This is a genomic window from Streptomyces sp. NPDC001514 (genome assembly GCF_053597075.1).
The window spans coordinates 1-22,458 of the sequence record NZ_JBSFHO010000006.1 but is presented as its reverse complement, the minus strand read 5'-3'; the positions used below and the strand labels follow the sequence as shown (position 1 = coordinate 22,458).

The window sequence follows — 22,458 nt, the reverse complement described above, 5'->3', positions numbered from 1 at the left end:
GCTCAGTGGATGAGCCACTCAACCAATGCGAGTTGGCGAAGTCAATGGCTTGTCAGGACGTGCCGCATACGTCTTCAGCGCGAGATGCACCTGCAGCGCCTGGTCGCCGTGGCGCCACTGCTTCCCGATGAGCACCGAGATCCGGTCGATGCGCTGGTAGAGCGTGTTGACGTGGACGTACAGGGCGGCGGCGGTGCGCGACAGATTGCCGTCGCAGGCGAAGTACTCCAGCGCCGTACGGACGAGTTCGCTCCCGCGCGCCGCGTCGTGCTCCACGAGCGGCCCGATCGTCCGGGCCACGAATCGGTCCAGCTCGCGGCGGTCCGCCTGACCGAGCAGGATGCCGTGGATGCCCAGCTCGTCGCGGCAGGCGCCCTCCCCCGCCCGGTCGAGAGCGAGCAGCACGTCCAGACAGCGGGCGGCGTCGCGGTGCGCCTCGACCACGGCCGCCGCGCCCGGCACGGCGGCCTCCGCACCCACGGTCACCCTGCCCCCGCCGCTCCCGGCGGTCAGGACCTCGGCGAGGGTGCGGGCGGCCCTGCCCGGGGCGTCGGCGCCGGGCAGGACCACGACGGTGTTGCCGCCGTACTCGCCCGCGATCCCGCCGAGCCGCCCGGCGTGCACGCTCGCCAGTTCCGTGATCCGGCGTCGGCGGTCGGGGTCCTCGCCACGCGCCGCCAGCACGGTGTGCGCCTCCTCCAGGTCGAGACCGACGAGAGCGGCCCTGCGGCGCAGCCCGTCGGGGTCGCGGTGTGGCGCGCCCAGCAGGTCGTCGAGGATCTCGCCGCGCAGCCGCTGCTCGGCCTCGGCGACCGACCGCTCCCCGAGCAGCATCAACGCGGCCGACTGGGCGGCCCGTTCGAGGGCGTGGACATCGGTGGCGTCGAGTCCGTCGCGTACGAAGAAGAGCGTGCCCAGGTGTTCGCCGACCGCGACGATGGGGGTGACGCACATGCCCCCGCGGGTCACGGAGGCCCGCCGGGCACGTAATTCGCTCAGCTCCCGTTTCCACGAAGCCGGTTCCGGCGGCTCCTCGCCTGCGGCCGCCAGCGGGCGGTCGTGCGCGTCGAGCACCAGGACACTGCCGCGCAGCACCTCGGCGAGGGCCTGCGCGAGCCCGGCGGCCCCGCCGCCCTCCAGGGCGACCGCGGTCAGCCGCTCGTGGACGGCGGCGGCCTTGCGCACCTCCTCGAAGAGTGTGGCGTTCTCGATGGCCAGCGCGGCATGGTTCGCCAGCGAGATGAGCAGTTCGACCTCCTCGGGCGAGAACGGCCGTACGCGCCGGTTGGCGACGAACAGCACGCCGTACACCTGGTCGCCGAACTTCAGCGGCACGCCCTGGATGGCCACCAGCCCCTCGGCGGCGATGACTCCGTCCACGTAGTCGGAGTGGGCGAAGCGCTCGTCGTTGGGGTAGTCGGCCGTGTGGTAGGGCTGGGCGGTCTCGGCGACGAGCCCGCCGAGCCCGGTGCCGACCGCGAGCCGCCCGTTCTTGAAAGGCTCGGTCGTGATGCCGTCGGTGACGCGGACGTACGTGTCGCCCGCCTCCGGGTCGGAGAGCAGCAGATACGCGACGTCCGTGCCGACGAGGGTGCGCGCCCGGCGGACGATCGCCTGCAGGACGTCCTCCAGGTCGCGCAGCGAGGCGAGGTCGCCTGCCGTCTCGTAGAGCCCGGCGAGCGCGGCCTCGCGGCGGCGGTGGGCGGCGAGCCGGGAGCGTATCTCCAGGGCGTCGTCGACCAGCGGCCCGTCCGCCTCGACTGCGTGGAACGCCGATTCGTCCGCCTCCTCCCGCAGGAGTCGGAGCAGGGACCCGGTGGGCGTGTGCGTCGTCGTCACATGGCCAGTGATACCTCACACCCGCTGTTTCTCCGATATGGACGCATCCTCCGTGACTGGCCGTGCTGCGGTGGAGGTTTTCTCCATGAGCGGGGTCAGGAGACCGGCCGCCGTGCCCCACACTCCGCGCCTCAGCAGCAGCACCGCCCCGATGAAGACCGCGCCGGTGACGAGTTGGACGGACTCGAAGCCCGCCGTGGACAGCCAGTCCTCCAGCCGTACGACGACGGCGGCGCCCACGACAGGACCCCACAGCGTGCCGATGCCGCCGAGCAGCACCATGACCACAGCCTTGCCGGAGGTGGTCCAGTAGACCTCCTGGAGCGAGGCGAAGCCGTGGTTGATCGCGTACAGTCCGCCGGCGATCCCGGTGAGGAAGGCGGATCCGGTGAAGGCCGCGAGCCGGTAGCGGTCGGCGCCGTAGCCGAGGGCGCGTGTCCGCTCGGGGTTGTCCCGTACGGCGGTGAGGACCCGGCCGAAGGGTGAGCGCACGGTCCGCCAGGCGGCGAAGAAAGCGAGGAGCACCAGCGGCAGGGCGGCGTAGTAGAAGACGAAGCTGTCGTTCAGGTCGACGCCGGGGAGGTTGCGCGGGATGGCCTGCAGGCCGTTCTCGCCGCCGGTCACGTCCTTCCACTGGTTGGCGGTGAAGTAGACGAGCTGGGCAAAGGCGAGCGTGACCATCGCGAAGTAGATGCCGGTGCGGCGTACGGCGAGGTAGCCGATCGGCAGGGCAAGAGCGGCCGCGACCAGCGCCCCGCCGATTACGGCGACCGGGAACGGCAGGCCGGTGTGGATCGCGATGAGCCCGGTCGCGTACGCCGACGCACCCCAGAAGGCCGCGTGACCGAACGAGAGCAGTCCGGCGTATCCGATGAGCAGGTCCAGCGCCACGGCGAACAGCGCCCAGCACAGGATGTCGGTGGCGACGGGCGGGTACAGCAGCCAGGGCAGGGCGAGCGCACCCAGGAGCCCGGCGACGAACAGCGGCAGGCCGCCGCGCTCCACGACGTACTTGACGATCACGTGAGCCCTTCCTTGCCGAACAGTCCGGCCGGGCGGGCCAGCAGTACGACGGCCATCAGCAGGAACACCGAGGTCTGTGACAGCGCGGGGACATAGAGGTTGCCGAGCGCCTGGAGCATGCCGATGGCGAAGCCCGCGGCGACAGCCCCCGGCACCGAGCCGAGGCCGCCGATGACGACGACGGCGAAGACGGTGATGACGAGGTCCGCGCCCATCTGGGAGTTGACGGCGCGCATGGGCGCCGCGAGGACCCCGGCGAAGGCGGCGAGCGCGACCCCGAAGCCGAAGACGGGGGTGACCCAGCGGCCCGTGTCGATGCCCAGGGAGCGGGTCAGTTCGGGGCGTTCGGTGGCGGCCCGCACGATCGTGCCCGCCTTCGTACGGGCGAGGAGCAGCCACACCGCACAGCACGCCACCGCCGAGACGCCGAGGGCGAAGACCTGGTACGCGGGGAAAGTGAAGGCGCCGAGGTCGAGCGAACCGGGGAAGGGCCCGCTCGTGTACGGCCGGGACGCCGAGCCGTACTCCGCCCTCAGGAGGTCCTGGCAGACCAGCGCGATGCCGAAGGTCAGCAGGAAGCCGTAGAGCGGATCGAGATCGGCGATCCGCCGGATGAGCGTGCGCTCCACGACGACCCCTGCGGCCCCCAGCGCGAGCGGGACGAGCAGCAGCGCCCACCAGAAGCCGAGCCCGGCGGCGTCCGCGAGCCACACCGCGCCGAAGGCTCCGAGGGTGTAGACGGCGCCGTGGGCGAAGTTGATGACCCGGAGCATGCCGAAGATGACGGCGAGGCCGAGGGCCAGCAGCGCGTAGAAGCCGCCGCTGACCAGCCCGTTGAAAGCCTGCTGAAGGCTGCCTGTCAAGGTGAATTGGGCCGTCATGACAGCTTGCACGCCGGGTCGGCCGGCGCGAAGGCCTGCGCGGCCGGGATCGTACTGACCAGCTCGGTGGTGTCGGCCTCGTCGCCGCCGGGCTCCTTCACGCGGGCCAGGTAGGCGTCGTGCGTGACCCGGTGGTCGGCGGCGCGGACCGTGGCATGGCGGGCGAAGACGTCCTCGAACTCCATGCCGTCGAGCTGCCCCCGTACGGCGGCGGGGTCGTCGGTGCCGGCCCGCTGGACCGCTTCCAGGTACTGGGTGGCGGCGGAGTAGTTGCCGGCGTGGTCGAAGCTGGGCACCTTGCCGGTGCGCTCCGTGAAGCCCTTCGACCAGGCCTTGGCCTTCGCGTCCATGTTCCACCACCAGGCGCTGGTGAACTGGGCGCCGACCAGCTTGTCGGCGCCGATCGCCTGGATGTCGGTGTCGGAGATCAGCCCTATGGCGAGGCCGATGCCCTTGTCCTTCAGCTTGAACTGGTCGTACTGCTTGACGACGTTGACCAGGTCGCCGCCCGCCTGGAGGACGCCGAGGACCTGCGGCTCGGGCTTCATCGACGAGGCCTTGAGGAGGAACGTGGAGAAGTTGTCGTTGGGGAAGGGGGTCGGGTCCTTCTGGACGACCGTGCCGCCGGCGCCCTTGACCGCCGCCTCGAATCCGGCGCTCATCGCCTCGCCGAAGGCGTAGTCCGGGTAGAGCAGGTACCAGCTCTTGCCGCCCTCCGCCGTGACGGTAGAGCCGGTGCCGTGGGCGAGCATGTACGCGTCGTACGCCCAGGCGTAGGTGTACGGGTTGCAGGCCTTGCCGGTGAGTTCGGGGGTCGCGGCGCCGACGTTGAAGTACAGCTTCTTCGCCTGACCGGCGACGGTCTGCACGGCCAGGGCTGCGGAGGAGGTCGGGACGTCGAAGAGCGCGTCGGCGCCCTTGCGTTCGTACAGCTCACGGGCCTTCGTCGAGGCCGTCTCAGGCTTGTTCTGGTGGTCGGCGGACAGGACCTCGATGTCCTTGGCGACGGCTTTGTCGCCGTACTTCTTCCGGTAGTCGTCGACGGCCATCTTCACGGCCTCGACGGAGCCGGGGCCGGACAGCGAGGCGTAGACGCCGGACAGGTCGGTGACGACTCCGAGGGTGACCTTGCCGCCGCTGACCTTTCCGCCGGAGGACTGCGGGCCGCCTCCGCCGCAGCCGGCCAGGGTGGCGAGGAGCACGGTCGCCGCGGCCGAGGCCGTGAGGGCATGCCGAACGTGGGTCATGGCATTCCTTTCGAGGGTGGTGCGCAAGGGTGAGCTACAGGCCGAGGCGGTCGAGGAGTTCGTGCTCCCGGTCGCGTACGACGGAGTTGTCCAGGGACTCGACGACGCGGCCGCGGTCGAGGAGGTGGTGCCGGTCGGCGACGGTGACGGCGAATCGGAGGTTCTGCTCGACGAGGAGCACGGTCACGCCGTGCCGTTTGGCCTCGCGCAGGACTTCGCCGATGCGCTGGACCATGACGGGGGCCAGGCCCTCGGTCGGCTCGTCGCACAGCATGATCCGCGAACCCATCCGCAACACCCGTGCCAGTGCGAGGAGTTGCTGCTCACCGCCCGAGAGCCGGGCGGCCGGGGTGCGACGGCGCTCGGCCAGCACGGGGAAGGTGTCGTGCACGCGCTCCAGCGGCCAGCCATGCGCCCGGTCGCTGTACGGGAGGGCGAGATGCTCCTCGACGCTGAGCCCTGCGTAGATACCGCGGTCGTCGGGGACGTGGCCGAGGCCGAGGCGAGCGCGGCGGTGGGCGGGGAGCCGGTCGACGCTCCGGCCGGCAAGGGCGATGCGCCCGGTGGCCTGCCGGTGCAGGCCCATGACGCAGCGCAGGAGGGTCGTCTTGCCTGCGCCGTTGCGGCCGACGAGGGTGGCGATCTCGCCCGGGGCGACATCCAGGGACACCTGGTGCAGGGCCTGGGCCTGCCCGTAGAAGGCGTCGAGGCCCCCAACGCTCAGCGCCGGGGCGGGCGCGGTCGGTTCGGGCCGGGCGGTGGCGGCGTCACTCATGGCCCGCCCCCAGATATGCCTCGACGACCCGCTCGTCGGCGCGCACCTCGTCGTACGGGCCTTCGGCCAGGATGCGGCCCCGCTGCAGCACGGTGACGCGGTCCGCGAGCGAGGCGACGACCTGCATGTTGTGCTCGACGAGCACGACCGTGCGGCCCTCCCTGACCCGGCCGATCAGCTCGACCGTCCGCTCGACGTCCTCGACGCCCATGCCCGCGGTCGGTTCGTCGAGCAGCAGCAGCCGCGGGTCGAGGGCGAGCGCGAGGGCGAGTTCCAGGGCGCGTCCTCGCCCGTACGGAAGCCGTCCCGCGGGTTCGTCCGCCCAGCGGCTGAGGCCCACCTGGTCGAGCAGTTCCTGCGCCCGCTCGCGGTGCCGGGCGAGGGCCCGGTCCGAGCGCCAGAAGGCGCGGCCGAGCGGGCTGCCGGACATCAGCGCCAGCTCCAGGTGCTCCACGGCACTCGCGTGCTCGAAGAGGCTGGTGACCTGGAAGGAGCGGGCCACACCGAGCCGTGCGATGCGCTCGGGCGGGCGCCCCGTGATGTCGTGGCCGCCGAGGAGGATCCGGCCGGCGCTGGGCTTCACATGGCCGGTGAGGAGATGGAAGAGCGTGGTCTTGCCCGCGCCGTTGGGGCCCACCAGTGCATGCACCGTGCCTTCGGAGATCCGCAGATCGACCGGGCCCACGGCGGTGAAACCCCCGTAGTCCTTGGTGAGCGCTCGGGTTTCCAGGACGGGGCGGCTGCTCAGGGTCATGCCGACCTCGAATGTTCCGGGTTCGACACCGGCGGTCGCCGGTGTGGCTCAGACCGTAGGAACGAGCCGCGTCGCACGACGACGGAGAAAGTCTCCACTCCTGCGGACGCGACAGCGTGGAACCGCTCCATGGCGCCCGGTGCGTGCGACAGCGAACGATGTCGGACGTTACCGGACAGTCACCACCACGCTTCCTGGAGGTTCCGTGCCCTCGTACCGCCGCACGACCGCCCAGCCCCGGAGGGTTTCGTGAATCTCGCACGTCTGCTGTCGGACACCGCTGCCCGGCACCCCGGCCGTCCCGCCCTGCGCCTGGACGACGACGTGGTGTCGTACGCGCGGCTGGAGCGGGACGCCGCACGCGCCGCATCGTATGTGCGCTCGCTCGGTGTCCGTCCGGGCGACCGGGTCGGACTGTGCCTGCCCAATGTGCCCGCGTTCGCGGTGCTGTACTACGGCATCCTGCGGGCGGGCGGTGTCGTCGTGCCGATGAACCCGCTGCTCAAGGACCGGGAGACCGACTACTACCTGGCGGACTCGGGCGCGGAGCACCTGCTGGGCGGGGAGCCGGACTGGCCGGCCGTGCTGGCCGGGCACGAGCCGTACGACGATGTCGTCGACCGCTCCCCCGACGACACCGCCGTCATCATCTACACCTCGGGCACCACGGGCCGACCGAAGGGCGCCGAACTCACCCACGGCAATCTGCTCCGGAACGTCACCGCCGCCAACGCCTCGCTGCTGTGCCTCACCGAGCAGGACGTCATCTTCGGCGGGCTCCCCCTCTTCCACTCCTTCGGCCAGACCTGCGCCCTCAACTGCGCGGTGGCGGCGGGCGCCTGTCTCACCCTGCTGCCGCGCTTCGACGCGGGCCGGGCGCTGGAGATGCTGGTGCGGGACCGGGTCACCGTCTTCGAGGGCGTACCGACGATGTACGCGGCGCTGCTCGCCCACCCCTCGCGGACCACCGCACACCGCGAACATCTACGGCTCGCCGCGTCGGGGGGCGCGGCGATGCCCGTGGAGATCCTGCACGCCTTCGAGGAGGCGTTCGACTGCCCGCTGCTGGAGGGCTACGGCCTGTCGGAGACGTCGCCCGTCGCCGCCTTCAACCGGCCCGAGGGCCCGCGCCGGGCGGGGACGATCGGCGTGCCGATCGAGGGCGTCCGCATCCGGATCCAGGACGACGCCGGACGGGAGGTTCCCGACGGGCAGCCGGGCGAGGTGGTGATCAGCGGCCACAACATCATGAAGGGCTACTGGAACCGCCCCGATGCCACCGCCGAGGCGATCCAGGACGGCTGGTTCCGCACGGGCGACCTGGGCGTGCGCGACCCCGACGGACTGTTCCGGATCGTCGGCCGCAAGAAGGAGATGATCATCCGCGGCGGGTTCAACATCTACCCGCGTGAGGTCGAGGAGGTGCTGTACGAGCATCCGGCGGTCGCCGAGGCCGCGGTGCTCGGCACCCCGCATCCCGAGCTGGGCGAGGAAGTGACCGCCGTGGTCGCGCTCAAGCCGGGGCACGCAGCGGCCGTCGCCGCCGACGAACTGCGGGAGTTCGTCAAGGCGCGCGTCGCTCCGTACAAGTACCCGCGTCTGGTGCGGATCACCGACGCGCTGCCGAAGGGACCCACCGGCAAGATCCTCAAGCGGGAGATCACTCCGCCCGCGCTGCCGATCCCCTAGGGCCTGCACGGGCCCCGGGTCCCTTCGGCCCCCCACAACAAGCCGAAGGAGCACGAACGATGAGGTTCCGCTCGCAGAAGCGACTGAAGAACCTGAGAGCCGCCGTCGTCACCCTCGCCGCCGCCCTGGCCGCGACCTTCGGGCTCGCCACGCCTGCCCAGGCGGCCTTCGAGCCCGCCCTGCCCCAACTCAACATCACCGACACCTACATCACCGGAATCTCCTCCGGCGGTTTCATGGCGTCCCAGCTGCAGGTGGCCTACTCCGGCACCTTCAAGGGCGCGGGCGTGTTCGCCGCCGGCCCCTACTACTGCGGCAAGGGAGGCATCGTCACCGGCCTGATCGCCTGCGGTACGGGCCTGATCTCCACCGACCCGGACGGCATCGAGAACATCGCCCGCCGCTGGTCGGCCGAGGGAAGGATCGACCCGGTCGCGAATCTCGCGGGCAAGCCCGTCTACACGTACCACGGGACGAAGGACCCGCTGGTCCAGGACCGGGTCAGCGACGAAGGGGTGCAGTTCTACCGGGACTTCGGGGCCCGGACGCTGTACCACGACACGGACCCGGCGGGGCACGGCTGGCCGACCCCGTACGCGCCGCTGTCCTGCGGGACCACCTTCTACCCGTTCCTGATCAACTGCGGGAACGACCCGCAGGGCGAGATGCTGACCCACTGGCTGGGCAGTGTGAAGGCGCCGTCCGCGAGCCAGACCGGCACGCTCCGCGAGCACGACCAGGACCGGTACGTTCCCGGCGGCTGGGCACAGTGGTACAGCCTGGGCACCAAGAGCTTTCTCTACACCCCGCGTTCCTGTGCCCAGGGTGCGGAGTGCAAGCTGGTGGTCGCCCTGCACGGCTGTCTCAGCGACAACAAGTTCGTCGGCGACCGGTTCGCCCGCGAGTCCCACCTCAACGAGTACGCCGACACCAACAACCTCGTGATCCTCTATCCGCAGACCGACATCAGCATCGCTCGGCTCAACCCGCAGGGCTGCTGGGACTGGTGGGGCTACACGGGCAGCGACTACGCCCAGAAGTCCGCACCGCAGATGCGCGCCATCGTCAACCAGATCCACGCACTCGGCGGCTGACCGCCGCAGCACCCGAAGGGGAACAACAGATGACCAAGCCGGCCGAGCTCGACCTCCCGGCGGGCGGCGGGACGCTGCGCGTCCTGCGCTTCGGCGAGGGACCCCGCATTGCGGTCGCGGCACACGGCATCACCGCGTCCGGGATGTCCTTCGCCGCCGTCGCCCGCCATCTGCCGCCGGACTGGTCCCTGTTCGCCCTCGACCTGCGGGGCAGGGGCCACAGCGCGTCCACCCCCGGACCGTACGGTCTCGACACCCACGCCGCCGACCTCTGCGCGGCCGCCGAACGGTGGGGCGGCGGCCGGCCCGTCGCCCTCACCGGCCAGTCCATGGGGGCGTGCGTCGCGCTGCGCGCCGCGGCCCGCCGCCCGGAGCTGTTCGACCGGCTGCTCCTCGTCGACGGCGGCCTGCCGCTGCCCATCCCGCCGGACGCCGACCCCGACGCCCTCCTCGACGCGTCACTCGGCCCGGTGATCGCCCGGCTCTCGCGGACGTACGAGAGTGACGAGGCGTACGTGGCCTTCTTCCGCGCCCACCCCGCGCTCGGACCGGACTGGAACGACGACATCGAGGCCTACGTCCGCTACGACATCACGGGCCCGGCCGGCGCCCGTGCCTCCCGCGCCCAGGAGGGTGCCGTCCGCCACGACGGCCGGGAACTCCTCACCTCGGCGGCGTCCTTCGGCGAGGACCTCGCAGGTCTGTCCGTACCGACCCTGCTGCTGCACGCGCCCCGGGGGCTGATGGGTACGGAGCCCGGCATGCTCCCGGCCCCTCTGGTCGCGCAGTGGACCGCCCGGGTGCCGCTGCTGGCCGCCGAGCCGGTCCCGGACTGCAACCACTACACGATCCTGATGGGTTCTCCGGCCAGCACCGTCGCGGACCGTCTGACCTCCTTCGTTCAATAGGTGCGTGGTACATCCGGGCGCGCCCGTCGAGAATCGGACATATGGTGCATAGGTGCCGGTCCGACGGCCAAGGAGGCGCTGATGTCCGAACTCATCGTGATCGGCTACGACGACCCCGCCGCGGCGGAGAAAGCCTTCCGGGCGGTGCAGAAGCTGGAGCAGGACAAGGTCGTCGACCTCACCGGGCTCGCCGTCGTCAAGGTCGACGAGCACGGCGAGACCCACGTCGACACGCCCCGCAGGGACGAGAAGGTGGCCATGTCGGCCACCGCCGGTGCCCTGTGGGCCCTGGTCATCGGCATCCTCGTCGCCACCCCGGGGCTCGGCCTGGTCGGCGCAGCGCTCGGGGGTCTGTTCGGGAAGCTGCGCAAGATGGGTGTCGACGACACGTTCCGCGAGAAGGTCCAGTCCCTCCTCGGGCCCGGCTCCGCCGCTGTCGTGATCATGGCTTCGAGGATCGGCGACGACGCGTTCACGGAGATGCAGCGCCACGGCGGCACGATCCTCAAGACCTCGCTCCCCGAGAAGGAGGAGAAGGAGCTCGCCGAGCAGCTGGCCGGCTCGGCATAGGCCCGCCCGCGGCTCCTCCCTGTGCGGGCGAGGCCCTGTGGGCACGTCCCTGTGGGGCGCGGCCCCCTGGAGGGCGTACGCCCGCCTCTTCAGCGTTCCCTGCTTGCTCTGGAAGGGTCCCGATGCACCCCGTTCTCAGCTCCGATACTCTCGCCCGGCTGCGCCGGCAGCGCCCCTATCCGGCGGTGTCGGTCCTGATGCCCACGCACCGTCGTGAACCGGACAGCGCACAGGATCCCGTCCGCCTGCGGAATCTGCTGGCGCAGGCCAAGGAGCAGCTCGAATCCGATCCGTCCGTCACCCGTGAGACGCGGATCGACGTGATCAAACAGCTCGACCAGGCAGCGGCGGAGATCGACCTGGTGCATGCCGAGGACGGCCTGGTCGTCTTTGCCGCGCAGGGGGAGCACGAGGTCTGGACGCTGGGCCGCACCGTGCCGGAGCGGGTCGTGCTCTCGGACACGTTCCTCACCCGCAATCTCGTCTCGGCACAGGCCGTCGAGCGGCCCTTCTGGGTGCTGGCCGTGTCCTCGGACCGGGTCTCCCTGTGGAGCGGCGGCCCGGACCGTGTCACCGAGGAGAGCACGGGCCCCTTCCCGATGACACGGGTCCGCGAGAACGAGGACGCCGAGCGGGAGGAGCAGATCGGCGACGTGCCCAGCGCGTTCACCGACGAGGAGACCCGCCACTTCCTGCGGGAGGCGGACCACGCGATGAGCGGCGTACTCAAGTCCGACCCCCGGCCGCTGTACGTGGCCGGTGAGGCGGCCGCGCTCTCCCTCCTCGGCGACGTGGGCACCCTGGCCAAGGGCGCCGCCGCCCACGTCCCCCACGGCGGGCTGGCCTCGGGTCCGGCCGACGCAGTGTGGAAGGCCGTGCGGCCGTTCGTCGAGGCGCAGGCCGAGAAGGACGTCGCCGCTGTGCTGGAGGAGCTGGACAAGGCCCGCGGACGCCGGGCGTTCGCCGCCGGCGTCGACGAGATCCGGCAGAACGTGAAGGACGGCCGAGTCGCGCTGCTCGCCGTCGAGGAGAACTACCGGGAGACCGTACGCGACTCCGGCGGCCATCTCCTTCCCGCGGAACCCGGGGATCTGGACGCGGTCGACGACATCGTCGACGACATCGTCGAGCAGTCCCTCGAGACGGGCGCGGAGGTCCACTTCGTACCCGACGGCACGCTCGCCGAGGTGGGCGGCATCGCGAGCACTCTGCGCTACTGAGCGCGACCGAGGGGTGGCCCGATCACCGGTGGTGAAAGGACAGAACCTCATGGCCTCATGCCGGAAGGGCCCGTCGGCCGGGCGGCGGTTGGCGGCGGCGGTGCTGACGCTGATCGCCGCGACATCGGGCACGACCGCTCTGGTCTCGTGCGACACGCAGGGCGGCGAGCCGGGCGGCACATCGCCGTTCAGCCCGCGCCCGACACCGCCCCGCACCGCCTCGTTCACGGGCACCCCGCCGTCCGCCCTGGCCTCCGCCGAGGCTTCCGCCCGGGCGAGGGCTTCCGCGGCGGCGTCGTCCGCGTCCGCTGCCGCGTCGTCGCTCGAGGCATCGGTCTCGGCCGAGGTGGCCCGGGCGAACGCGGCGGCCGCCGAAGCCCTGAAGGGGGTGCAGGGCGGCGGCAACGCGCGGTCCGACGTCTCGCTCACCGGGAAGCCGACGGCGGACACGGGCGGCCTGCAGGTCGTGGTGGTCACCATCACCAACCGCACACAGCAGAAGGCTTCGTACGCCGTGCAGGTCGACTTCACCGACTCCTCGGGCAAGGTGGTGGAGAGCCGTGTCGTCGGTGCGGAGGATCTCGACCCCGGCGAGCAGGCCCAGCCCCTCGCCATCAGCCGGAGGCCGGCCGACATGATCTGACTGACCCCCACGGTCGCCAAGGCACAGCGCTAGTCAACTTGACCCGGCCCTGAAGGGCCAGGCTTGGAGGTAGTGCCCCAACTGGCTGCTGGGTGGACTCCTCCGTCCAGACACCCCTATGGGGTGGCAGGGACGCGTGACTCACGCCCCGCAGTCCACGCAGCCTTGCCCTTGCGGGCGATGTTGCGGGAGGCATTCCGGTCTGCGTGGGCAACGACCCCGCAGTTCCGGCAGGTGAACAGGGCCTGGCTTGCCCGGTTCTTCTTGTCGATGTGGCCGCACTCGCAGCACTGCTGCGAGGTGTAGGCGGGATCGACGAAGACCACGGGCACGCCGGCCCTGCGGGCCTTGTAGACGATGAAGTCCCCGAGCTGGGCGAAGGCCCAGGAGTGGAGTGCGACCCGTTGGGGCTTGCGGAGCCGTACCCTCTGCCGGATTCCCTTGAGTTCTTCCAGGGAGATCCCGGCCGAGGTGCGTTCAGCCTCGGTCACGATCGTTTTGGCGATGATGTGGTTGGTGTTGGCGGCATGGCGCGTCTCGCGCCGGTTGCGTTTCTTCAGGAGCCGCTTGGCGGACTTGGTGCCCTTCTTCTGGAGCTTGCGGCGCAGGTCGAGTTGCCGCTTGCGGTGCCGGTTCAGGCCGCGCCCGGCTGCCTTGTAGCCGGTGGACGTGGTGGCAATGTTGACGATGCCGAGGTCCACGCCGATGAAGCCGTCCGGCTCATACTGCTCGGCCTCGGGCACGTCGCAGGTGGCGACCAGGTAGAACACGCCGTCGCGCTGGATCAGGTCGGACTCGCCCTTGCGGTACTCCCTCAGCGCCTTGAGCGCATCCGGGGAGCAGGCGAAAGGTACGCTCTTGATGCGCCCGGTGATGGTCCAGATGGACACCGTCTGCGCATCGTACTGCCAGCTCAAACACCGGTCGTCATACGGCTGAGCCGCCTCGGGACGGAAAGCAATCGGCTTCATCTCGGCCTTGATGCGTCGATTGGAGCCCGGCTTGCCCAGGTTCCCGGCCTTGATGTTGGCCTTCAGTGTGGTGTAGGCGTCGCGGACCTTCTTGATGACATGCTGAGCGGACTGCGACCCAAGGCCCCGCGACTTCAGCTCAGCGTAGGTGTGTTTGCGCAGCTCGTACTCACGCGGGACCCCGCGCTCGAAGGCCACTGCCGACACCCAGTTCGCTGCCTCGTTGACCGCGTGCAAGGTCGCCGACAGCGCGGGAGCCTGGTCGGCCTCCGGTATCAGCTTGACTCGCACGACGATCTTCATGGACCTGATCGTATCGATCTACGTCACCACGCTGGGAGCCAAATCCCCATATCCGCAGGGGCCGTACCGTCGTCCTACACCCTCCACGCGCACTTGGTCTTCGCGCCCAAATACCGGCGCGGGCCGATCACGGACGAGATCCTTCGACGCTGCGAGGAAGTCATGTGCGACTGCGCGGACTTCGAAACCGAACTGGTCGCGTTCAACGGCGAGAGCGATCATGTTCACCTGCTTGTGCACTACCCGCCGAAAGTTTCCCTGTCCCGGCTGGTCGGCTCCCTCACGGCGTCTCAGCCCGCCGCCTCCGCCAGGAGTTCCCCGCCCACATCCGCCGATACCTGCGGGGTGATCATCTCTGGCCGCCCTCCTCTTCGCCGCCTCCCGCGGCGGAGCACCACTCAGCATCATCAAGGAGTACATCGAAAACCAGAAACACCCCGACTGACCTGGATTCAGGTCAACAGCACGGGCCCGAGCGTACGTGCGGGGCAGAGCAGTCCAGACGGCCCGTGCCGCCGTCCGCTCGTGGATCGTCGCGGTGACCTCGGTGTCGTTGACGGGGGCGCTGGTGGTCTCCACATTCGTGATCAGATGCGGGGTGTCCGGTTCGCAGGTCTCGCTGAGATGGACTTTCTGGCCGCACCAGCCCGATCCGCGTTTGATGCCGTAGTGGGCGTCGGTGTCATACGGCGAGGACAGCCGGTCTCTGGCCGGCGGGAGGTCCTTGCCTCCCGCCAGCGCACCCCCTGCCCGTCCCGGTGATACTGCTCTGCCCAGGCCCGACGCTGGATCCGCACCGCGGGGAGCTCGCCCAGCCAGGCCGGAGAGTAGAGATCGGCGATGGCGTCCAGGAGCGTGAACCCCTCCCGGCCGACCTGTTCGGCGCACTCCCGCCGGACGTTTTCCCCTTTCGGAAAACGGTAGTGGTCGATCTTGGCCCCGTAGCGCTCCACCCACTCGGAGTCGATCAACGGCGTCAGCCAGTCCGGGGCGGCTGCGACCAGCGCCTCCAGCGCCAGCTGCAGCGTCTCTCCGACTTCCAGCACCCGCTCTTCCAGCCCGTGCGCGATCAAGCGGGAGCCGAGGTCTTCCCCGCTCGACGAGCTCTCCGGCGGGGAAGCGGCAGCCGTCGCCCCCCGGGTGACCCCGCCGTAGTACGCCCGCGGACGGCGGGCGGCGGTGAACGGCCGAATCGGGCCGGGCGGGTCCTGCGCCCCGCGGGCCGATTGCGCCGATACTGGCAGGACCACGGCGTGCAGCCCGATACCGGCCCCGTCCGACCTGAGCAGACCCCGTCCAGAGTGATCGTTACCAGTCTCATCAGGAGGTTCCCATGAGGATGCTCATCAATGTGCCCGAGACGGTTGTCGCCGATGGCCTGCGGGGACTGGCCGCCGCGCATCCCGAGCTGGCGGTCGACGTCGAGAACCGGGTCGTGCTGCGGGGTGACGCGCCCGTCGCCGGGAAGGTGGCGTTGGTGTCCGGGGGCGGGTCGGGGCACGAGCCGTTGCACGGGGGGTTCGTCGGTCCGGGGATGCTGTCCGCGGCTTGTCCGGGGGAGGTGTTCACCTCACCCGTGCCCGATCAGATGGTCCGGGCCGCGGCCGCCGTGGACAGCGGGGCCGGGGTGTTGTTCGTCGTCAAGAACTACACCGGCGACGTCCTCAATTTCGACATGGCGGCCGAGCTGGCCGAGGACGAGGGCGTCCAGGTCGCCAAGGTGCTGGTGAACGACGACGTGGCGGTGACGGACAGTCTGTACACGGCGGGCCGGCGCGGGACCGGGGCGACGCTGTTCGTGGAGAAGATCGCGGGCGCGGCGGCCGAGGAGGGCATGCCGCTGGAGCGGGTCGAGTCGATCGCCCGGGAGGTGAACGCGCGGTCGCGGAGCTTCGGCGTGGCGCTGAGCGCGGTCACGACACCCGCCAAGGGAAGTCCGACCTTCGACCTCCCGCCCGGCGAACTGGAGTTGGGCATCGGCATCCACGGCGAGCCGGGCCGGGAGCGGCGGCCGATGATGACGTCGCGGGAGATCGCGGACTTCGCGGTGGACGCGGTACTGGAGGACCTCAAGCCCTCCACTCCGGTCCTGGTGCTCGTCAACGGCATGGGGGCGACGCCGCTCCTGGAGCTGTACGGGTTCAACGCCGAGGTGCACCGGGTGCTCGGCGAGCGGAGCGTGCCGGTGGCTCGTACGCTCGTCGGGAACTATGTGACCTCGCTCGACATGGCCGGCTGCTCGGTGACGATCTGCGCGATGGACGAGGAGCTGCTGCGGCTGTGGGATGCGCCCGTGCAGACGCCGGCGCTGCGCTGGGGGCGCTGATCCATGGCACAGGAACCGGAAGCGCGTGTGCTGGACACCGGCTTCTTCCGCCGGTGGATGAACGCCACCGCCGCCGCCGTGGACCGTGAGGCCGGGCACCTCACCGAACTGGACTCGGCGATCGGTGACGCGGACCACGGGAACAACATGCAGCGCGGGTTCACCGCCGTCATGGCCGTGCTGGAGAAGGAGGCGCCCGGCACCCCGGGAGCCGTACTCACCCTGTCCGGGCGGCACTTGATCTCGACGGTCGGCGGGGCTTCCGGGCCGCTGTACGGGACTCTGCTGCGCCGTGCGGGCAAGGTGCTCGGCGACGCGACCGAGGTGTCGCCGGAGCAGCTCGCCGATGCCCTGCGCGCGGGGGTCGCCGCGGTGGCGCAGCTCGGCGGGGCGAAGGCGGGGGACAAGACGATGCTGGACGCGCTGGAGCCGGCCGTGGAGGCGCTGGGCGAGTCGTTCGCCGCCGCCCGGGAGGCCGCCGAGCAGGGCGCGCTCGCGACCGTGCCGATGCTGGCGCGCAAGGGCAGGGCCAGCTACCTGGGCGAGCGCAGCATCGGGCACCAGGACCCGGGCGCCACGTCCTCGGCGCTGCTGATCGCGGCTCTGGAGGAGGCGGCGCGATGAGCCCGGTCGGCATCGTCCTCGTGTCGCACAGCGCACAGCTCGCCGCGTCCGTCGCCGAACTCGCCCGGGGGCTCGCCGGTGGCGCCGCGACGGTGCCGGTCGCACCCGCCGGCGGTACGCCCGACGGCGGTCTCGGCACCAGCTCGGAGCTGATCGCCGCCGCGGCGCAGGAGGTCGACCAGGGCGCGGGCGTGGCCGTACTGGCCGATCTCGGCAGCGCCGTGCTGACGGTGAAATCCCTGCTGGCCGAGGGCGACGAACTGCCGGAGGGGACCCGGCTCGTGGACGCGCCCTTCGTCGAGGGCGCGGTCGCCGCGGTGGTCACCGCGGCGGCGGGCGGCGATCTGGACGCGGTGGAGGCGGCGGCCAAGGAGGCGTACGGCTATCACAAGGTGTGACTGCGCGCATCCGTGCGCGACTTGTGATGTACCTGGTCAAAGCACTAATGTCGCACCGCCTTGGTGAACGGGAAACCGGTGGAGTACCGGTGCGGCCCTCGCCACTGTGATCGGGAAGTCCGGCTCCATCCGCAAGGAAGCCACTGGACCGCCGCGGGAGACCCCGGTGTCCGGGAAGGCGGAGCCCGGGCGGCACTACCCGTCAGCCAGGAGACCGGCCAAGGCGCGTTGTCCATCCACGAGGTGCTGGAGAGGGTCTCCCGACCATGCATATAGCCGAGGGGTACCTGCCCCCGTTGCACGCGGCCGCCTGGGGCGCCGCGTCCGCTCCGTTCGTCGTTCACGGCGTGCGGGCGCTCACCCGCGAGGTCAAGGCCAATCCCGAGTCGACTCTGCTGCTCGGCGCGTCGGGTGCTTTCACCTTCGTTCTGTCGGCGCTCAAGATTCCGTCGGTGACGGGCAGTTGCTCGCACCCCACGGGTACCGGTCTGGGCGCGATCCTGTTCCGACCGCCGATCATGGCGGTGCTCGGCACCATCACCCTGTTGTTCCAGGCGCTGTTGCTCGCGCACGGCGGGCTCACCACGCTCGGCGCCAACGTCTTCTCCATGGCGATCGTCGGGCCGTGGGCCGGATATGCGGCGTACCGGCTGCTGAGGCGGTCCGGACTGCCGCTGATGGTGGGCGTGTTCTTCGGCGCGTTCGTGGCGGACCTGTCCACGTACTGCGTCACCAGCGTGCAGCTGGCGCTGGCGTTCCCGGACCCGAGCAGCGGCTTCATCGGCGCGCTCGCCAAGTTCGGCGGCATCTTCGCGGTCACCCAGATCCCGCTGGCCGTCAGCGAGGGGCTGCTCACGGTGCTGGTGATGCGGCTGCTGGTGCAGTCCAGCAAGGGTGAGCTGACCCGGCTCGGTGTGCTGCTCCAGGGCGGGGACAAGAAGACGGAGGCCGCGGTCCGATGAGCCGTAACGCGAAGATCAACACGCTGCTGCTGGTGGTCGTGGCCGCGCTGGCCGTCCTGCCGCTCGCCCTCGGGCTCGGGGACGACAAGGAGGAGCCGTTCACCGGTGCCGACGGGCAGGCGGAGGCGGCGATCACCGAGATCGATCCGGACTACGAGCCCTGGTTCTCCCCGCTGTACGAACCGCCGTCCGGGGAGATCGAGTCCGCGCTGTTCTCCCTGCAGGCCGCGCTCGGCGCCGGGGTCCTGGCGTACTACTTCGGGCTGCGCAAGGGCCGGCGGCAGGGCGAGGCCCGTGCCGCGGCGGCGGCCGCCAAGGAGGCGAAGGCGGGCGCGGCGGCCGACGGGGACGCGAAGGCGGACGCGGCGGCCGACGCGGACGCGAAGGCGGGCGCGGCCGCCGACGGTCCCGCCGGCTGATCGCCGATGCTGCCGATCGACGCGGCGGCGCACAGCAGTCGCTGGCGCCGCCGCCATCCATGTGAGAAAGCGGTGCTCGGGCTCGGGCTGACGGTCTGTGCCGTCTCGCTGCCGCCGTGGCCGGGTGCCGTGCTGGTCGCGACGGCCACCGTCGCCGTGCTGCTCGGCCCGGCCGGGGTCGCGCCGCGGCAGCTGTGGCGGGCCTGGCGCATCCCGCTCGGGTTCTGTGTGACAGGTGCGGTGCCGCTGCTCTTCGCGGTGGGCGGACCGGACGGGTTCGTGGCGCTCGCACCGGACGGGCCTCTGCACGCGGGGCGGCTGCTGCTGCGGACGTCCGCGGCGTCGCTCGGGGTGCTGCTGTTCGCGTTCACCACCCCGGTGTCCGACGTCCTGCCCCGACTGGTGCGCGCGGGCGTGCCGGCACCGGTGGTCGATGTCGCCCTGGTCATGTACAGGATCAGCTTCCTGCTCCTCGATGCGGTGCACCGGATCCGCGAGGCGCAGGCGGCCCGGCTCGGCCACACCTCCCGCGCGGCGACGTGGCGCTCGCTCGCCGGCCTCGGGGCGACCGCGTTCGTGCGCGCCTTCGACCGGGCCCAGCGGCTCCAGACGGGGCTCGCCGGGCGCGGTTACGACGGGACGCTGCGGGTGCTGGTGCCGCCGGCGTCGGTGTCCGGGCGTTTCCTGGCGGCGACCGGCGGGCTGCTCGCGGGGATCGTCGCCCTCACCCTCGTACTGGAAAGGTCCGTTCTATGAGCACGTCACCCGTGGTGGAGCTGGCCGATGCCGGGTACGCGTACGCCGAGGGACCACAGGTGCTCGCCGGCGTCGATTTCGCCGTGCCCGCGGGCCGCTCGCTGGCGCTGCTCGGCCGCAACGGCAGCGGCAAGACGACCCTGCTGCGGCTGCTCAGCGGCGGGCTGCAGTGCGGCCAGGGGCGGCTGCTCCTGGACGGCGAGCCGGTGGCGTACGACCGCGCCGGGCTGACCCGGCTGCGCACGACCGTGCAGCTCGTCGTGCAGGACCCGGACGACCAGCTCTTCGCGGCGTCCGTCGGCCAGGACGTGTCGTTCGGGCCGATGAATCTGGGGCTGGCGGAGGACGAGGTACGGGCGCGGGTCGCCGAGGCGCTGGAGGCGCTGGACATCACGGCGCTCGAGGACCGGCCGACGCATCTCCTCTCCTACGGTCAGCGCAAACGGGCGGCGATCGCGGGCGCGGTGGCGATGCGGCCGCGGGTGCTGATCCTGGACGAGCCGACCGCGGGCCTCGACCCGCATGGCCAGGAGCGCCTCCTTGAGGTGCTGGACCGGCTCCGGAAGACGGGCACGACCGTGGTCATGGCCACGCACGACGTGGACCTCGCCCTGCGCTGGGCCGACGACGCGGCGGTCCTGTCCCCCGCGGGCCTGCGCACGGGCCCGATCGCCGAGCTCCTCGCCGACCAGGAGCTCCTCGACGCGGCACGGCTGCGCAGGCCGTGGGCGATGGCGGCGACGGAGGTGCTGCGCGCGCACGGCCTGCTGACCGGGGACGCTCCGGGCCCGCGCACCCCGGAGGAACTGGACCGCTGGGCGGTGCCGGCGTAGCGCATCTCACTCCACGCCCGTTGTGCAACTTGTTGCACAACGGCTCCTCGGCGTCTACAAAGGGGGACGACGACACTGCGCGAGGAGGCGCCGGATGACCCCGTACCCGCACCTGTTGAGCCCGCTCGACCTCGGGTTCACGACGCTCCCCAACCGGGTGCTGATGGGCTCCATGCACATCGGCCTGGAGGAGGCGGAGAACGGCTTCGACCGGATGGCCGCCTTCTACGCCGCCCGCGCGCGCGGCGGCGTCGGCCTGATCGTCACCGGCGGTATCGCGCCCAACGAGGAGGGGCGTCCCTACGACGGCGGCGCCAAGCTCACCACCGAGGAGGAGGCCGCACAGCACCGCACGGTGACCGACGCGGTGCACGCGGCGGGCGGCCGGATCGCGATGCAGATCCTGCACTTCGGCCGGTACGCGTACCACCCGCAGCTCGTCGCGCCCAGCGCGCTCCAGGCGCCCATCAGCCCGTTCGTCCCGCGCGCCCTCACCGACGAAGAGGTCGAGCGGACGGTCGACGACTACGTACGGGCCGCGGAGCTGGCCAGGTCCGCGGGCTACGACGGTGTCGAGATCATGGGCTCCGAGGGTTACCTCATCAACGAGTTCATCGCGAGCGCCACCAACCGCCGCAGCGACCGCTGGGGCGGCTCGTACGCGAACCGGACGCGCTTCCCGCGCGAGATCGTCCGCCGCACGCGCGAGCGCGTCGGCGAGGACTTCATCATCATCTACCGTCTCTCGATGCTCGACCTGGTGCCGGGCGGCTCCTCGCTCGAGGAGGTCGTCGCCCTCGCCAAGGAGATCGAGGAGGCCGGCGCGACGATCATCAACACCGGTATCGGCTGGCACGAGGCCCGTATCCCGACGATCGCGACCTCGGTGCCGCGCGGCGCGTACACCTGGGTGACACAGAAGCTGATGGGCGCGGTGTCGGTCCCGCTGGTCACCAGCAACCGGATCAACACGCCCGAGGTGGCCGAACAGCTGCTCGCCGAGGGACGCGCCGACATGGTCTCCATGGCACGGCCCTTCCTGGCGGACCCGGACTTCGTCGCGAAGGCGCGCGAGGACCGCGCCGAGACGATCAACACCTGCATCGGCTGCAACCAGGCCTGCCTGGACCACACCTTCAGCGGCAAGATCACCTCGTGCCTGGTCAATCCGCGCGCGTGCCACGAGACCGAGCTGGTCCTCTCCCCCACCCGGCTGCGCAAGCGCCTCGCCGTCGTCGGCGCCGGCCCCGCGGGCCTCGCCTTTGCCGTGTCGGCTGCCGAACGCGGGCACGAGGTGACGCTCTTCGACGCCGCCGACGAGATCGGCGGGCAGCTCAACATCGCCAAGCGCGTGCCGGGCAAGGAGGAGTTCGAGGAGACGCTCCGCTACTTCCGTACCCAGCTCGAACTGCGCGGTGTGGACGTGCGGCTGAAGACCCTGGTCACGCCGGAGCTGCTCACCGGGTACGACGAGATCGTCGTCGCCACCGGAGTCTCGCCCCGCACGCCCGCGATCGAGGGCGTCGGTCACCCGAGCGTCGTCAGCTATCTCGACGTGCTGCGCGACGGGGCCAAGGTCGGCGACCGCGTGGCCATCGTCGGCGCGGGCGGAATCGGCTTCGACGTCGCGGAGTTCCTCACCGACGGGGGCGAGGGTGCGAGCCTGGATCCGGAGACGTACTTCCGGCAGTGGGGCGTGGACACCGCATACGCGACGCCGGGCGGGCTGCGGGCCCCCGAGCGGCCGGAGCCGCCGCGCACCGTGCATCTGTTGCAGCGCAAGACGAGCAAGGTCGGCGCGGGCCTCGGCAAGACGACCGGCTGGATCCACCGCACCGAGCTCAAGCACCGCGGGGTCACCATGGTCGCCGGGGCCACGTACGACCGGATCGACGACGACGGTCTGCACATCACCGTCGACGGCACGTCCACGACACTCGCCGTGGACACGGTCGTGCTGTGCGCGGGCCAGGAGCCGCGGCGCGATCTGTACGACGAGCTGGCCGCAGCCGGACACACCGTGCACCTCATCGGCGGCGCCGACGTGGCCGCGGAGCTGGACGCCAAGCGCGCCATCGACCAGGGCACGCGGCTGGCGGCGGCGATCTAGGACCTGTCGGACACCCTCCCTAGTGTCATGCGCCTGAAATCCTGAGTGTTAGTCAGTACCTTGTTGGCATGTCGCATCCGGGACCTTCTGCTGTGGAGATCGTGCTGTCCGAG

Annotated in this window: 22 protein-coding genes, 1 pseudogene and 1 riboswitch; of the genes and pseudogenes, 15 read left to right on the top strand and 8 right to left on the bottom strand. The window is 71.1% G+C overall.

Annotated elements, in window-relative coordinates; genetic code table 11:
* Positions 1-18: 18 nt before the first annotated feature.
* Genes ACWCXB_RS09105 through ACWCXB_RS09080 form a run of 6 tightly spaced genes read right to left on the bottom strand, consistent with a single transcriptional unit; the run spans position 19 to position 6,519 of the window.
* On the bottom strand, positions 19-1,839 hold the full coding sequence (locus ACWCXB_RS09105; RefSeq protein WP_450720636.1) for a helix-turn-helix domain-containing protein: 1,821 nt from the start codon (positions 1,837-1,839) through the stop codon (positions 19-21).
* A gap of 15 nt (positions 1,840-1,854) precedes the next feature.
* Complete coding sequence (locus ACWCXB_RS09100) at positions 1,855-2,862, bottom strand: branched-chain amino acid ABC transporter permease (protein WP_450720634.1); 1,008 nt, start codon at positions 2,860-2,862, stop codon at positions 1,855-1,857.
* Complete coding sequence (locus ACWCXB_RS09095) at positions 2,859-3,725, bottom strand: branched-chain amino acid ABC transporter permease (protein WP_450720632.1); 867 nt, start codon at positions 3,723-3,725, stop codon at positions 2,859-2,861. Before ACWCXB_RS09095 ends, ACWCXB_RS09100 begins: the two co-directional genes overlap by 4 nt.
* A 14-nt stretch (positions 3,726-3,739) precedes the next feature.
* On the bottom strand, positions 3,740-4,990 hold the full coding sequence (locus ACWCXB_RS09090; protein ID WP_450720630.1) for an ABC transporter substrate-binding protein: 1,251 nt from the start codon (positions 4,988-4,990) through the stop codon (positions 3,740-3,742).
* A gap of 34 nt (positions 4,991-5,024) precedes the next feature.
* Positions 5,025-5,765, bottom strand: a complete 741-nt coding sequence (locus ACWCXB_RS09085) for an ABC transporter ATP-binding protein (protein ID WP_450720628.1) — start codon at positions 5,763-5,765, stop codon at positions 5,025-5,027.
* Positions 5,758-6,519: an ABC transporter ATP-binding protein gene (locus ACWCXB_RS09080; protein WP_450720627.1), complete on the bottom strand. Its 762-nt coding sequence runs from the start codon at positions 6,517-6,519 to the stop codon at positions 5,758-5,760. Before ACWCXB_RS09080 ends, ACWCXB_RS09085 begins: the two co-directional genes overlap by 8 nt.
* A gap of 249 nt (positions 6,520-6,768) precedes the next feature.
* Here ACWCXB_RS09080 and ACWCXB_RS09075 point away from each other — a divergent pair, with 249 nt between their 5' ends.
* The 6 genes from ACWCXB_RS09075 to ACWCXB_RS09050 all read left to right on the top strand — a co-directional run bounded on the left by ACWCXB_RS09075 (position 6,769) and on the right by ACWCXB_RS09050 (position 12,643).
* On the top strand, positions 6,769-8,208 hold the full coding sequence (locus ACWCXB_RS09075; protein WP_450720625.1) for a long-chain-fatty-acid--CoA ligase: 1,440 nt from the start codon (positions 6,769-6,771) through the stop codon (positions 8,206-8,208).
* A gap of 59 nt (positions 8,209-8,267) precedes the next feature.
* Positions 8,268-9,302 (top strand): extracellular catalytic domain type 2 short-chain-length polyhydroxyalkanoate depolymerase, encoded by a 1,035-nt coding sequence (locus tag ACWCXB_RS09070; RefSeq protein ID WP_450720623.1) that lies wholly within the window; start codon positions 8,268-8,270, stop codon positions 9,300-9,302.
* Between the two features lie 29 nt (positions 9,303-9,331).
* Positions 9,332-10,210 (top strand): alpha/beta fold hydrolase, encoded by an 879-nt coding sequence (locus tag ACWCXB_RS09065; protein WP_450720621.1) that lies wholly within the window; start codon positions 9,332-9,334, stop codon positions 10,208-10,210.
* 81 nt (positions 10,211-10,291) lie between these two features.
* Positions 10,292-10,780: a DUF1269 domain-containing protein gene (locus ACWCXB_RS09060; protein WP_450720619.1), complete on the top strand. Its 489-nt coding sequence runs from the start codon at positions 10,292-10,294 to the stop codon at positions 10,778-10,780.
* 122 nt (positions 10,781-10,902) lie between these two features.
* Positions 10,903-12,000, top strand: coding sequence for a baeRF3 domain-containing protein (locus ACWCXB_RS09055; protein ID WP_450720617.1), 1,098 nt, complete (start codon positions 10,903-10,905; stop codon positions 11,998-12,000).
* A gap of 49 nt (positions 12,001-12,049) precedes the next feature.
* Complete coding sequence (locus ACWCXB_RS09050) at positions 12,050-12,643, top strand: hypothetical protein (protein ID WP_450720615.1); 594 nt, start codon at positions 12,050-12,052, stop codon at positions 12,641-12,643.
* A 116-nt stretch (positions 12,644-12,759) separates the two neighbouring features.
* Here the strand turns inward: ACWCXB_RS09050 and ACWCXB_RS09045 are convergent, their stop codons facing one another.
* Entirely contained in the window at positions 12,760-13,917 is a 1,158-nt protein-coding gene (locus ACWCXB_RS09045) for an RNA-guided endonuclease InsQ/TnpB family protein (protein WP_450720613.1), read from the bottom strand.
* A 50-nt stretch (positions 13,918-13,967) separates the two neighbouring features.
* On the opposite strand from ACWCXB_RS09045, the pseudogene tnpA reads away from it, so the two are divergent.
* Positions 13,968-14,362 (top strand): annotated as a pseudogene (gene tnpA, locus ACWCXB_RS09040) (IS200/IS605 family transposase).
* Positions 14,363-14,504: 142 nt separating this feature from the next.
* Here tnpA and ACWCXB_RS09035 read toward each other — a convergent pair.
* The gene (locus ACWCXB_RS09035; protein ID WP_450720611.1) at positions 14,505-14,990 is read right to left on the bottom strand and encodes a hypothetical protein; all 486 of its coding nucleotides are present in this window, start codon (positions 14,988-14,990) and stop codon (positions 14,505-14,507) included.
* A gap of 260 nt (positions 14,991-15,250) precedes the next feature.
* Here ACWCXB_RS09035 and dhaK point away from each other — a divergent pair, with 260 nt between their 5' ends.
* The 8 genes from dhaK to ACWCXB_RS08995 all read left to right on the top strand — a co-directional run bounded on the left by dhaK (position 15,251) and on the right by ACWCXB_RS08995 (position 22,345).
* Positions 15,251-16,243 (top strand): dihydroxyacetone kinase subunit DhaK, encoded by a 993-nt coding sequence (gene dhaK / locus ACWCXB_RS09030; protein ID WP_450720609.1) that lies wholly within the window; start codon positions 15,251-15,253, stop codon positions 16,241-16,243.
* Between the two features lie 27 nt (positions 16,244-16,270).
* A complete protein-coding gene (dhaL, locus tag ACWCXB_RS09025; RefSeq protein WP_450720945.1) occupies positions 16,271-16,867 on the top strand; it encodes a dihydroxyacetone kinase subunit DhaL in 597 nt (198 codons plus the stop codon).
* On the top strand, positions 16,864-17,265 hold the full coding sequence (gene dhaM / locus ACWCXB_RS09020; protein ID WP_450720607.1) for a dihydroxyacetone kinase phosphoryl donor subunit DhaM: 402 nt from the start codon (positions 16,864-16,866) through the stop codon (positions 17,263-17,265). The genes dhaL and dhaM overlap by 4 nt, the downstream gene beginning before the upstream one ends.
* A gap of 17 nt (positions 17,266-17,282) precedes the next feature.
* Positions 17,283-17,502: riboswitch (cobalamin riboswitch) on the top strand.
* A gap of 29 nt (positions 17,503-17,531) precedes the next feature.
* Positions 17,532-18,227 carry an energy-coupling factor ABC transporter permease gene (locus ACWCXB_RS09015; protein WP_450720605.1) on the top strand — a complete coding sequence of 232 codons (696 nt, stop codon included), beginning with the start codon at positions 17,532-17,534 and terminating at the stop codon, positions 18,225-18,227.
* Entirely contained in the window at positions 18,224-18,646 is a 423-nt protein-coding gene (locus tag ACWCXB_RS09010; protein ID WP_450720603.1) for an energy-coupling factor ABC transporter substrate-binding protein, read from the top strand. Before ACWCXB_RS09015 ends, ACWCXB_RS09010 begins: the two co-directional genes overlap by 4 nt.
* A gap of 6 nt (positions 18,647-18,652) precedes the next feature.
* Positions 18,653-19,402 (top strand): cobalt ECF transporter T component CbiQ, encoded by a 750-nt coding sequence (cbiQ, locus tag ACWCXB_RS09005; RefSeq protein WP_450720601.1) that lies wholly within the window; start codon positions 18,653-18,655, stop codon positions 19,400-19,402.
* Positions 19,399-20,235, top strand: coding sequence for an energy-coupling factor ABC transporter ATP-binding protein (locus ACWCXB_RS09000; protein ID WP_450720599.1), 837 nt, complete (start codon positions 19,399-19,401; stop codon positions 20,233-20,235). The genes cbiQ and ACWCXB_RS09000 overlap by 4 nt, the downstream gene beginning before the upstream one ends.
* Before the next feature lie 94 nt (positions 20,236-20,329).
* A complete protein-coding gene (locus ACWCXB_RS08995) occupies positions 20,330-22,345 on the top strand; it encodes an oxidoreductase (RefSeq protein WP_450720597.1) in 2,016 nt (671 codons plus the stop codon).
* The last annotated feature ends 113 nt before the right edge of the window (positions 22,346-22,458 follow it).